Genomic DNA, 12,847 nt, shown 5'->3' with positions numbered 1-12,847 from the left:
TCCGCATATCATCACCCTATAACGCCCAAAAACGGATTGACGTCGCCGCGCCCCCAGATGGCACTGGTTGAGCACACCGGGCATCCTTGAATAGGTCTACAGGTCATGGAGCGATCCTCTACGCGATCAAACCGGCGAATCCGGTTGTGAACCATACCGTCACCACCCCGGAATCCCGTAAGTCCCTGGATTAGTTCATCCACAGCGGCGCACGCGATACTTGTGGTAAATGTCACAACAGCTGGGGCTGGATCGCCCCCACCGTCAACGTATGCTTCGGCCTTACGACGCTCATACTCGGCGGAATCATTACGCTGCAGCCCCTCTGCGGCTGCTCGTTGTACATTCACGACCCCAAGACACATTAGGCAGGGGACGCCAGGCCTAACTGTGGTAACCCGTCCTGTCATTTCATAATCGGCCGCACTTTTTGCTGACCGCATACGCAACCCCAAATCAACGAGTGGAATACCGTAAAAATGAGCGATGCGGTTCATTGTGAGCCGGCCTTGATTGTCGTCTGTGCATCCGAAGAGCACGTCACAGGATCTCAATACATCACGCAGCGATGGATCGCCTACCCATGCTTTCCGGGTAATCACGTGCGTACCTAGCCCCCACATCTCAATTTCACGAGCGAGAATGTCCACCTTGGCCAACTTCGCCGATACGTCGTCTGCTCGTGATCCATGAACGCGATTGAGATTGGTTGTGTCGATAGTGTCATTGTCGATTAGCGCGAGAAACCCGACACCCAAGCGCGCCAAAAGTGAAACCACCGCACTGCCTGTGCCCCCGCAGCCTATTACGCCAATACGTAGTGCTCGAACGATGGGGTTGAAGCTCGTACCAAAAAGTGCCGCTTGCCGATCAAGGATCTCAGACTTTTCATCGTGTTCCTGACGCTGCAGAATTTCGATTTTACTGCCAATGATGGAGATAGACGACGCGTCTGTAGTTGTAGTTACTGATGTCCAAAGGCGTCCAGCGATGGCTTCGTTCTCCCCGAACACCAAGCTTGCGAGACCCGCGCTCCGCTTGTTAAAGGCCGTGCGTGCCAACTCAGCCTCATTGCGATCATCTTGGTCAGAAAAAAAGGCGCCTGCGCGAGGATGGGTGTGGACCAAAGCGGGGATCAGATTACGCTCTTGTGCGATACCTAATAGCCGCATAAATCCCTTAGTGGACCACGTCACATGGACAGAAGAGGAGGAAATCACCTCGTCTGGAAGGATAGGAACTACTTCGTGTGAGATCAAACGGATGCGAGATTGTTTTGACCAAGGATCCTCATTGATTTCTGCCTTACCGAAAAGGACGTAGGCGGCAGCCTCTGAACCGTCCTCTCGGTAAAGCAGCGCGCGAAGCGCCGCTTCGTGAGAAGTAAGCAACGTAATATCTAGCGCTATGTTGGACATCACTTGGCCTCCATTAACGCATGCTCGATACGTTTGATCATGGTATGTAGGCCATCGACGCCAGGCCGCCAAGCACTATTGTGCCGGGACCACCGCTGCCAATTGCGCCCAGAGAATGCGTGTGGCTGATCTGCACACGTCGCGTAACGACCAACTGTCGTCAACTTCAACCACGGGTCGCAGAAGAACATGTCAGGCGCAACGTCAGGGTAGCCGGGTGGCAAGATCACAAGGATGTCTGCAGTAGAGTGGTCGAATTTATTCTCTGGAAGCTGTACCTGTTGCAGCACTACTCCTGTATGGGGTCCCTCGCAGACTACTTGCGCAGAAATTCCATGGCGTTGGAGATAGCGTTGGTCAACTTCCGGCAGAGAAGTCAGGCCCTCGGTGGTGTCGCGGATAAGAGTAATGAATCGCTCAATGCCGGGTTTACTCAAGTCAACCAGGTCAGAATCACGAATCAGCAAATCTTGCCCGCCGCGTACCTCAAGGTAAACATCATATGTTTCGGCTGGGACGCCGGACAAAGCCTTCAAAACCTTTCCACTGATTGAGGGTTTGCCCCACTCCATCGACTTCTCGTCGATGCTGAACTTGAACGAGCGATCTGTCTGAAAAATGATGAATTTCTCAGCGCCTCGCTCGCGCAGGTCATAGGTTTCGTCAAGCCGCAAATCCTCGAATTCACCGGACGGAAGAATCGCGTAAATACTGTATTCGTTTACCTGACGGATACCCGCGGCGGTGAGGATTTGGCGGCCTGTTGGCACTGGGTCACTCAGCTCCAAATAGCGCTCGTTGAGCTGGTCATCAGCAACAAGAATACTGTAAAGGTGGGCAGGTTTGAGGGGGCGCCCCTCACGGATTGCAGCGGCGACGTCTTCTACGGGAACACGATTTTCACTGTCTGGGTGTTGAGATTGCATATGGATTACCTCGGATAGCCGCTCGCATTTTGCGAGTTTTCTTGGCCTTCACTAGGTCAATCGCAGCATTGGAAGAAACCGGAAAGCCGATTTAATTATTTTTTCCAACGACAGTCCCATCTGGTAAATCACCACAGATGAAAAAATTGGGGCAAGAGGGGCAAACCCTCGCTTCACGCCTAGGGGCGAAGGCTCCCGACCTGATTTCGCTCAGCATCCGGGTGGTGTTTTCCCTTCGCGTGTTTAGCTTTCGGTCCGTGATGGACATCAGATCGGTAGTCTCGCTTGTGAGGTAAGTGACCTCAACTTTGGCCGAACTGCCATAGTTTTGAGTGACGGCCATGTGGAGCAGGGTGTACTCAATGTCGTCAAACTCATTGGATTTTGGCTTCCCTGTTTTCACTCGCCTTACGATGATCTGGCCACTATCGCTACGCGCAACGCTGTCTGGCTTAACGACGATGTCACCATGCACGCCGTCGATTGAAATCGGGACTGCGTGGATCAGAGTACCCTCGCTTCGGCTTTTGACGAGGTAGTCTACGAGCCGCCGTGCAATGACTCGGTAGTCCTCAGCGTAACCATGATCGACTGCACCTTCAGCCAACCATGCTGTATCGAAGGCTGCATCAATCTGGCTCTGACTCGGAGTTATACATTCACAGTCGGTTTTCAACCAATTCGAGACGGTCCTGACAGCATTGTGCATTTTGAGGAAAGCCGTTTCAGTGCGGCGCCCTCCAAGCCCCAGGACGTGTGAGTAAAGAAATCTACGCGGACAACGCTCAAACTGCGCAATCTGACTGTCATCCCAAATGGGCTTTTCCTCCCATAAGATATCCAGTCGAGGTTTAGGATGAACATCCGCCGCCAAAAGCGGTGGGTTGGTTGGTTGCGTTAAATGTTGTCGGATTGGGTCTATAAATTTAGATTGATTACGTTTTTTACCATCAGCTTGAAATGACGATGCGTATAGGAACAACTTGTCACGGGATCGGGAAAGGGCAACGAAGAAAAGACACTCTTCCTCTTCCTCGTGCCCGGATTTCACTGCCTCAAGGCCTGAAAGCCCTTCAGAACCATAGATTAGGCCGTCTGGAGGTACGCATCGTGGTGGCCTATTGTTGCGGGGTAAGCTTGCGGCCACCATCCCTGGCAGATGAACAGTCGGGAACTCTAGCCCTTTACTGCCGTGAATGGTCATCAGACGCACAGCATCGATTCCGCCAGCCGCCTTTGGCAGATGCCGAAGGCCACGATCACCAGAAATCAAAACCAATCGGCGAATCCGGTCGAGTAGACGAATGCACGGTAGCCCAGAACCAGAGGGTTGTTTGAGGCAAAAATTAAGGAATTGCCAAAGAGCCAGCCCTCTCATTTTGCTTTGCGCATCTGCTGCCAAATGAAGATTTTTTGCGAGGCCTAGACGGTCAATAACCCAATAGGCCAGGATATTCCACGGGTTTCCCCTCGGATTTAGCCCCTCAAAGAGCTGAGCGATAGATGACAATTTTACCTTGCTGTCCTCGGAGTATAGGGAAGGCCAACTCTCCTCACTCAGCCAATCTAAAGGTGCAGATTTACTTGCGCGAAGATGCCGGATTAGGTTGACGGTTTCCGGCATGGGCATCTCATAACCCGCCATCGCCGATACTCGGATCAGACCAATGGCTGAAGCGTCATTGAGTACGGAAAGCATTGCCAACAAGGTTTTTATCTCAGGCCGCTCAAAGATGCTTCCAAGGTGAAGCACAGGGATCCCTCTTGCCTCCAGACCTTCGGCAATTTCGCTCAACCGTGTATTTGACGCACATAAAAGTGCTTGCTCGCGATACGCAGTACCTGACTCACGCTGCTCCCGGATTGATGCGGCGACCGCAGCAATCTCATCCTCGGCTGATCCTACAACTCTATATTCAGGCTTGGCCCCGGCACTTCCTCGGTTAGCAGTTAGCGCCAAAGGTATCGCGCCCATCGACGCTTTCATCGTCGTAGAAAAAGTTGAGAAGGTATCGACTATCTCTTGCCTCGAGCGATAGTTGACGCCTAATTGTTCGGCTACTGCACCCGGGAAATCTGTACCAAACTGTGCCATATTAGAAGTCGAGGCACCGCGGAAGCGATATATGGATTGTCGAGCGTCACCAACCACCCAGAGGTTTTCGCCTTCTCCCACGATGGCTTTTAAGAGCCTTACCGACGATCGATTGACATCCTGGTACTCGTCGACCAGTACGTGCTTATGCCGCGTCTTTAAGGCATCCCGAACCTCTGAGTCAGCTTCAGCCAAGCGCACGGGAAGTGAAACAAGATCGCCAAAATCAACGAGTTGGCTGTCTCTCATCAAACGCTCATAGGTCTCATAAACGAGCGCGACTTCGAGGCATTTTTCGGCTCGGAGTGATGCATCTGTATCGCCTGAAGCGTTGATTACCATTGACTCGGCCAATGCGCGGTATCCGGCTGAGTCTATTGCCTCATCCTTCGCTCGCGAAATAGCGTTCAGAATGTCATTCAGATCGAGCGTCGGGTCCCACAAGTTTCGGTAGTGATGAAGTGAAAGTCGAGATACCTCGATTTCGAGTAACTCAATGCCTTCGACCCGGTCAATGAGGCGGGGGTCTGGCGGTAACTCCAGCTTCTGATGGAAACGCCGAATAATATCGAGACCAAAGGCATGGAACGTCCCGATCCACATTGCTGCTGCGGCCAATGGGTTAGTAGCTGCGATTCGCTCACTCAACTCATTTGCTGCTTTGTTCGAAAACGTCAACACTAAAATTGAGGTAGGGTCTACGCCATCCTGGATGAGACTTTCAACGCGCTGCACCAAGGTCCTAGTTTTCCCGGTACCAGGGCCGGCCTGTAACTGAAAGGGTGTATCGCGATGCGATGCGGCTACTTGCTGTGACGGATCGGAGCTAAAAACAGCCTGCTCAGTAACACGATCGTTGCCAACCGCCGAATGACTTGGCAGCAATAGAGCGTCTAGCAGTTGCTGTTGAACGATTGGGAGAGGCGCGCCTGTGCGCTGAGCAATTTCTGAAGAAGAACAGCCATTTTCGACATGAAGAGCACGCGCTACTGAACGCGGTAACAGGAACTCGCGTGCAAATAAGTCCATTTTAATTTCACGGCGTTCTCGGGCCCCATAATCCATCAAGCTTTCGGCACCGACTGGAGCATCCTCAATCGACCGTCCGGGTTGCGCATCGACCGTTACAACATCATCTTGGCCTCCTTCAAGCACTAAGTGTCCGAGTTCGTGGGCGACAAGAAATGCGCGATCAAACGCGGTCCCGAGATCCTGGTATAAAATTGCTCCTGCTTGGCTGTCGTATACCGCCTGGCCTCCTTTCAGCGCGGGATCACCCTTGGGCAGAGCATAAACATCAAGTTGGCGTCTATCCGCTTCTTTAATCGCAAATTCAAGCGGTCGCCATGGATCGCTGCCTTCCGCGACTGCCGCCAGATGAATTTTTTCAGCTTCTAATCGTGCCGCGTCCGTTGCGTCCATGTTTAGTCTCGAAGCGCTGCTAGCGCCTCCTCTTGAGCACGAGATAGCTGTGAAATTTCCGCTGCATGATCAAATGATATTTGCTCGCTTACCGTTGGCTTCACACTAGATCTAAAACTTTGGCTAGAAACTATAGTCGGAGGTCTCGCTAAGTACTCGAGCATACTATCAACTGAAGTTCCAAGCTCGCACGCAATTTTCTGAACAAATTTAATCGGATAAGTACTAGATTCAATCGTGCGATCCCTTACTCTTCCCAGAAACAAACTATTTACATTTAGTTTTTTTGCGACCTCTCGAAAGGCAGTAGAGCTTAGCTGCACGAAAGGGTTTACAAAGGATTTTTCTCTTGTGTCGCAAGGCATAGTGGCCTCGAATTGCTTCCAGGCTCGATCTACTGCGGTGTCAGATGAAAGTTTGTTATCTGATTCGGAATGTTCGGAGTCGAGAAAAAATTCGATAGAACAATCCACTAGTGCAGTTGTGTATTGCGGATACTGTTTAATGTACCGCTCCAACATTAAATGGTTATGCTGTTCTTCTACTGCGAAAGCTAATAAGACTTCCTCTTCAGTAGATATTGACTTGTCAGTACTCATTTTCCAACCTCCTCTTCAAGAGCGGCCTTGAGAGATTTAAGCGCACGGGCGCTTCTGTTTCGCACCGTACGGTCGTCACACTGAAGCATTCGTGCGATTGTCATGACGGAAGGGTCATTGGACTGTACGGGAATACCCTTCAGTCGAAGCCCGATAACCTGCCTCTGATCGTGTGGCAGTTGGTCAATCGCTGAAAATAGAGCGATCCGGAAAGCTGGATCATCAATTTTGCTCGATTCATCGCTGAGGTAATTGTCTAAAGTGGCTTCTACCTCAGCCGAGAGTGGCGCTCCGTCTATGTCCTGGTGATCAAATGGGACCAAAATAACGTCGCCAACCTCGGTGTAGAATTTGCGTAGAACAGAAGCCCGAATGGTACAAATAGCCCTGTCAAAACGGATTTCGTAAAAATCTAAAAGCCCCTTATCCGAGTTACAGTCATTAGTTATCAGCAGAACAAAGCGGCTGATAATTTCATCGCAAATGTCTGAAGCATTTCCAATATCTGAATCCCAAAGCCTTGAGCGCAGCGACCGGTCAACTCGCGCCAAGAGCAGTCGAAAGGTTTTCTCGAACACCTCATGGTCAGCCGCTCCCCAGGCCCTACGGAGGAAGTAGACCAAAACCTCAGAAGGTACGTAACTCAAGCTTTTTTTCGGTAGAGCGAACTGCGAAAGCCGTTCACCAGCATCCACCGTTTCCAGTTTTGAAATCCATACCTCAATTTCAGCTGGACGCTGGTAGGTAACACCTTGCTGATCCTTGCGCTTTAACGGTGCTGACATCGCTGCCTCCAGGTTGCATGAGGGGTAGAGCGGTGACGGTATGAAGGACAACTAACCCTAATTTAACAGTAGTCGACGATCAACATGCGGATCATCAGATCAGATTGAATCGAAGGACGCCCGATTGAGCTGCAGAAATTGGCGAGGCTCGACGCAGCTCATCAATCCATTTTTACAGTGGACGCCGTCGACCAAGGTAACGAAGATGCCTCAACAACGTCATTTACAAACCCTTTTTGGCAGGCAATTGAACTCATGACTTCAGACACGGACAGTCAAGCGACCTCAACAGAACTCACCGGCGGTGCGGGCTTCAGTTACGAAGACACGGTGGTTGCCTACTACCTGACGGCTCTTTTACTTGAAGGGCATGCCGCTGGGCTCCCGGGCGTGGTTCAGTCCGTGGCGGTGCAGCAGGCTGCGGATCAGCCGATGGACGACATCATAGTTGAAATAAATGATGTGGAGGGACGACGAGTCCTGGCCTTGCAGGTTAAACGTTCATTGCGTATCAGTGCCGCGGCGAGCAATACCGATTTTCTTGAAGTGATGTCGGCGTCTGTCGCCACGCGTAAGAGTCCACAATTTCAGCCAGGCAGAGATGCGTACGGGGTCATCACCGAGCACGTGGCCGTGGCGCCTTTCAGGGCCCTAAGCCGTCTCATTGAATGGGCCCGGGCGAGTCCGTGCGGGGCCGATTTTGCCAGGCGCTTTGAAGCGGGGGGTACGGCCGCGACCGCGGAATGTAGGCTCCGGCAAACACTCTATCCTTTAACTGGTGCCACAACGGAAGACGCCGAAGCAGATTTTTATCGTGACTTGGTGGCGCGAAAGATCGATGGATTGGACGAAGGCGGGGTGACCCGTGCGGGACTGGTGACACAGCTACAGGAGATGTTGGTTGAAAATGGTGCCGGCCAAGAGGACCTGTTGTTTGACCGTTTGTGTCGCATTGCCCGCGACGGCGCAGGCCATGCACGGAAATGGACGCGGACGACGCTGCTACAGCAACTGCGTGGCGTAGCGCGGCTTCGTACCGCCCCCAGCTATGCCCATGACCTGGACATCATCCATCGATTTTCGCGGGAGGGGTTGGCCGACGTCTCGGATAGCATCGATGATTTTCACGTTGAGCGACCTGCTTTGCAGGAGGCCATCGGCAAACGCCTAGCGCAGTGTCGTTTGGTCAACATCACTGGGTTGCCGGGTTGCGGAAAATCGGCCGCCCTCAAACAATATGCCTCCAGCGCGGCCACTCTGGGGCCAATTCTGTTCCTCAAATCTGATCGCCTGCTGGCCAGCAGTTGGTCAGCTTTCGCATCGACACTCGGGCTGCGGCATTCCCCTGAAGAGTTGCTTGGCGAAATCGGCGTGACGGGGACACCGGTATTGTTTATCGACGGGATCGACCGTGTTCGCCCGGATCAGAAGGGCGTGATCACCGATCTCCTGCGAGTTATTGAAAGCCATCAGGCATTGAGTTGCTGGAAAGTTCTCGCCAGCTCGCGCGACCAGGGACTTGAACCTTATCGTGCCTGGTTCCCCGCGAGTTTCTACCGCGACAACGGTATCGGCGACGTCACTGCGGGTCCCTTCACCGACGACGAAGCGGCCGTGCTGGCAATTGCGAAACCTCACCTGCGACCACTGTTAATTGATGCGCCCGCTGTTCGTGACATTGCGCGACGGCCGTTCTTTGCTGCCGTTTTGGCAGGTGGCTGGTCCCCAGGAGGCGCGTCCCCTCAATCAGAGATCGACCTGATTTCAGAATGGTGGTCTCGTGCGGGGCACGATGCCGGGCAGCCTGCGGCCCAGTTACGTAAGAGGGCGCTCATCGACCTGGCCGAGTCTGGTGTGCGAAATCTCGGCAAAAACATATCCGTGCGGCACCTGAAGGAGGGCACGATCGCCCAGATCGAAGCGCTCAAAACTGATCTGATTATCCGAGAGCAGGATGGTGGAGCCTCATTTTCGTTCACTCACGACATCTTTTTTGAGTGGGCTTTTTTCCGTCTTTTGATTGAACTCAGCCCCGATTGGCAGGTAGCGCTGAGCAACGCCGGGGAGGCTCCCCTACTTGGTCGCGTGATTGCGCTGCTCGCGCAGAACGCATTGGCTACACCCGGTAAATGGACTGAAGGCTATCGCGCACTGGAAGGCCAATCGCTGCGACCACAATGGCGGCGGGAATGGCTGACGGCGCCACCCTTTACTTCTGCCTTCAACAAAAATGAATCCAAAGTGGAGTTTGCAGCGCTGCTGCGTGAGAACGACTTCATTCTCTTGGAGAAGTTACTGGTTTGGTACCAAGCGCAGCACACCATCCCCAACCCGGTGGTCCTTCAACGACCTGATGAGGTCGGGGAGGGGGTTGAGAAAATTCGTGTTGCTCACTTGGTGGGCTGGCCGTCGGATGTCCGCAGTTGGGGGCGCCTGCTTGATTGGCTCTTGCCGCTCGCGCCTTCACTTCCAGTGCGCCTCGTCCCCCACGTACTCGAAGTCTTTAGCGTCTGGCAAAACATGTGGGCGAACCTTCAGAACGCTCGAAGTGCTGCGCTCGTACAACAGTGCAGCAGCTGGCTGCTTCAAATGGAGCGGTCCGAAGATTTGGAACCGGCCGATGAGGTGGGCCTCCAGTGGCAAGCGCTGAGGGGAGAAGCCAGCTCCAGTCTTGCCAGCTCGCTTCGCTATACAATCCTTCGCTCTGCGCGCACTTATCCTGAACCCGCTGTCGCGTTGTTGGCACGTGCTGCCGTCGATGCCGATGTGCGAGAGGCGGCGTACAACGATCTCATGGCATTTGCCCCGATGCTGAGCGAGATCGCCCCCGAAGCGGTCGTTGCGGTAACTAAGGCTGCGCTGATGGAGGAGCTGCCACAGGACAGGTTTGAGCGTCAGCAGCAGGAGGATGACGTGCACCTTCAGCGATTAAAAAAACTGCGCGCGATTCCGGAAGCAGAGCGCACGCCGCACGAACGCAACGAGCTGAATTCGGTTTTTTTCCCGATCGGCCAGGACCGCTATAGCCTGGATGACATTGGGATTAATCGACACCACCGCTATTACATGGACCCCTCGGCGCGGCACGAACCGTTTTCCAGCCTTTTTGACCATGCACCGGCATGCGCGCTTCAGCTAGTTCGCGATGTGAGCAACCATGCGGTGACCGGCTGGCGGCAAATTTATGCGCTTAATCGGCGCACCATGGGTACGCCACTTCCCGTTTTAGTTGAGTTCCCATGGGGAAAACAGTCATTTTGGGGCGATTGGCACGTCTACAGTTGGTCGCAAGGACAACTGGCGGCAGCACCGCTTGAATGTGCCTATCTTGCCCTCAGCTACTGGGCCTTTCAGGTGATTGATCAGGGCCGCCCCGCAGGCGAGGTCATCAAACTGATTCTCGAAGGAGGCAGCGAGTGTTATGCCTCTTTGGGGCTGGCGCTAGTTCTGGCACTTGAAACCTTGGAAGTCTCAGACGTGACGCTGGCTCTTGTGACCTGTCAAAAACTGTGGAGTCACGATATTGCGCGCGTGGTGCATGGGCCTTCCAGGGACATCGACATCCTAGGTTTGGGTTTCCTGTCTCGACTCACCGGGGCCAAGGCACTTGCCAAGGCTTTTTTGGATAAACGCGAAAGTCGGTTACGTAATGTGCACCAACTGGCCATGTCATTTGCGTTGAGCCGCGATGAACATCTACGTGCGCAGTTCAAGGCTGCTATCGAGGCGTTCCCCAGCAATTTGCCATATGAAATCGTGGAACTGCGGGATGATTCCAGCGAAACCGAGCACCTAGAGGAGCAGGCCAGGCGCTGGGCCGGTCTAGGCGACATAAAAAATTATCGGCAGACCGCAACATCGGATAACGGTGTGATGGTCACCTACCAGTCACCAGTACCACTCGCACCTAAACAGCAAAAGCGACTCGAAGAGGCCACTGCCTTCTTGCAGGCACAATGGGCCTTGGGATGGGCCACACAATCGCTCTCTGAAAACGCACCTCGGGCCGACTGGGATATAGCCAATGCCGTCGCGTTCGCCAAGGCCCATGACTCCGACTTAATGTTTGCGGTGCGCAGCGATGTCGGCGGTCATGCGGAGCAGAGTGCCATCTCAGCCATCGCCGCCTGTGTCATTCGTTTTGATTCGACTGCCAGTAACAGCCAGGAGTGGGCATGGGCCGTATTGGCTCGCGTCGAGGGTATGGACGAGCCAGAATCCTATCCAGGCGCACGAATATCGTGGCACCCCACGAATCATCTAATCGTCGCGCTGGTTCACCTACGCCGCTCGAGAATGGCCAACGATGACTCGACTGCACGTTTGCTCAAACTCACCATGCATCCACTGGACGACGTAGCCCACTTCGCTTTTCGGGGCCTACTGACGGATGCCGACGAACACGTACGTTGGGTCACTGCACAGTTGGCAATGGATCTGTCGATCTATTGGGGGCCGACTTACAGCGCACGAGGTGGTCAGGATAACTCAAGAAACCAGTTGGTTCGGGAAGAAGGGCTCGCACGCGCGCTGGTCCGTCTTGCCACCCCTACGGCGACGCCGTTTATTGATGTCCCTCCCGCGTGGACTGAGTCGACCTCAAGGCGCACCGATGACGAGGAGAGCTGGCAGGATTCCACCCCGTCGTTTGACGCCGAATTTGCCGCCAAAATTGTTCCGCTGTTTCCCATTGAAGAATGGTGTCAGCCCGGTTGCTATCGGGTGCATTGGCAAAATACGCTAGAGCAATTTGTGTCATGGACCGCCGATCGTTTGATGCCGCCCTGGATCAAGGAAAAGGCGCGCCGTTCCCATCAGTCTGAAATTTATAAGTGGCAATCCGCGCTGGGGGATCTACTTGCGCGTACCGCTCCCTGGCTGGAAATAGAGTGGATACGTCAGAAATGCGTTGAGCCTTTTCTCTCGGATGACGACAAGGCGTTATCGGTGCTTTCGCGATTTACTGATAGGACGGTGTGTCGCCATGTCATGGACTCTTTGGATGTTCCCAAAAACGTATTGGACCTGTTGGAGTTATGTGTGGAACGCGTCATCAGCGATCCTACTTTCATTAGGGGTAGATACCGTGCAGGCAAGGTTTATGGAAATGACCTGCCGGTTCTCATCGAGGCACTGCTGTTTGTTTCGGTAGAGAATGCGCCCGATGCCAAAAGATTTGCCAATGGAGATTGGTCGCAGATCGATATGGTCATGCCTTTGGTCACCAAACTCGTTTCTGCCGTAGGTTGGTCTGCTTACGTCATGGATAAATTTTTGACGCTATGTGAGCGCGCGGACGCCGCATACCCACTCGACAGTTTTATCCTGCAAGTGAATGCCGCCTTAGTGAAATTGGCCTCTGCGGAAGCAAGTTGGATTGGAACAACACTTGCGGCGCGCATGGCAGGAGTCGTTCAACGTCTTGCGGACAACAACTTCCCACTGCATACCGAACAAGCGCAAGGTTTACTGCGCATATTGGATACTCTCATTGACCTTGGTGATCGTCGAAGTGCAGCTTTAGAACAGACAGAGGCCTTCCGAGGTATACAGGGGCACTAGAGCCATAGCTTGTGGCTGAGGTGGGATAACCTTGCGATTC

The 12,847-nt window shown here is 53.5% G+C and carries 6 protein-coding genes; 1 reads left to right on the top strand and 5 read right to left on the bottom strand.

Annotated elements, in window-relative coordinates:
- Positions 1 to 11: 11 nt before the first annotated feature.
- From HBO05_RS01580 to HBO05_RS01560, 5 genes are all read right to left on the bottom strand, one after another.
- Complete coding sequence (locus HBO05_RS01580; RefSeq protein ID WP_172311394.1) at positions 12 to 1,418, bottom strand: ThiF family adenylyltransferase; 1,407 nt, start codon at positions 1,416 to 1,418, stop codon at positions 12 to 14.
- A complete protein-coding gene (locus HBO05_RS01575; protein ID WP_172311392.1) occupies positions 1,418 to 2,344 on the bottom strand; it encodes a multiubiquitin domain-containing protein in 927 nt (308 codons plus the stop codon). The genes HBO05_RS01580 and HBO05_RS01575 overlap by 1 nt, the downstream gene beginning before the upstream one ends.
- 91 nt (positions 2,345 to 2,435) lie before the next feature.
- Positions 2,436 to 5,861, bottom strand: a complete 3,426-nt coding sequence (locus tag HBO05_RS01570) for a UvrD-helicase domain-containing protein (protein WP_172311390.1) — start codon at positions 5,859 to 5,861, stop codon at positions 2,436 to 2,438.
- Between the two features lie 2 nt (positions 5,862 to 5,863).
- A complete protein-coding gene (locus tag HBO05_RS01565; RefSeq protein WP_108184583.1) occupies positions 5,864 to 6,460 on the bottom strand; it encodes a hypothetical protein in 597 nt (198 codons plus the stop codon).
- The gene (locus HBO05_RS01560) at positions 6,457 to 7,245 is read right to left on the bottom strand and encodes a sigma-70 family RNA polymerase sigma factor (protein ID WP_172311388.1); all 789 of its coding nucleotides are present in this window, start codon (positions 7,243 to 7,245) and stop codon (positions 6,457 to 6,459) included. The genes HBO05_RS01565 and HBO05_RS01560 overlap by 4 nt, the downstream gene beginning before the upstream one ends.
- 138 nt (positions 7,246 to 7,383) lie before the next feature.
- On the opposite strand from HBO05_RS01560, the gene HBO05_RS01555 reads away from it, so the two are divergent.
- Entirely contained in the window at positions 7,384 to 12,807 is a 5,424-nt protein-coding gene (locus tag HBO05_RS01555; protein WP_172311386.1) for a hypothetical protein, read from the top strand.
- Positions 12,808 to 12,847 lie beyond the last annotated feature (40 nt).

Source organism: Pseudomonas sp. WS 5079, assembly GCF_012985465.1.
Taxonomy (GTDB): domain Bacteria; phylum Pseudomonadota; class Gammaproteobacteria; order Pseudomonadales; family Pseudomonadaceae; genus Aquipseudomonas.
Note: the sequence above shows the minus strand (reverse complement) of the source record. Positions and strands in the feature narration are given on the sequence as shown.

Coding starts and splice junctions, on each gene's coding strand:
- HBO05_RS01560 (WP_172311388.1), bottom strand. CDS start 7,245: ATGTCAGCACCGTTAAAGCGCAAGGATCAGCAAGGTGTTACCTACCAG.
- HBO05_RS01565 (WP_108184583.1), bottom strand. CDS start 6,460: ATGAGTACTGACAAGTCAATATCTACTGAAGAGGAAGTCTTATTAGCT.
- HBO05_RS01575 (WP_172311392.1), bottom strand. CDS start 2,344: ATGCAATCTCAACACCCAGACAGTGAAAATCGTGTTCCCGTAGAAGAC.
- HBO05_RS01580 (WP_172311394.1), bottom strand. CDS start 1,418: ATGTCCAACATAGCGCTAGATATTACGTTGCTTACTTCTCACGAAGCG.
- HBO05_RS01570 (WP_172311390.1), bottom strand. CDS start 5,861: ATGGACGCAACGGACGCGGCACGATTAGAAGCTGAAAAAATTCATCTG.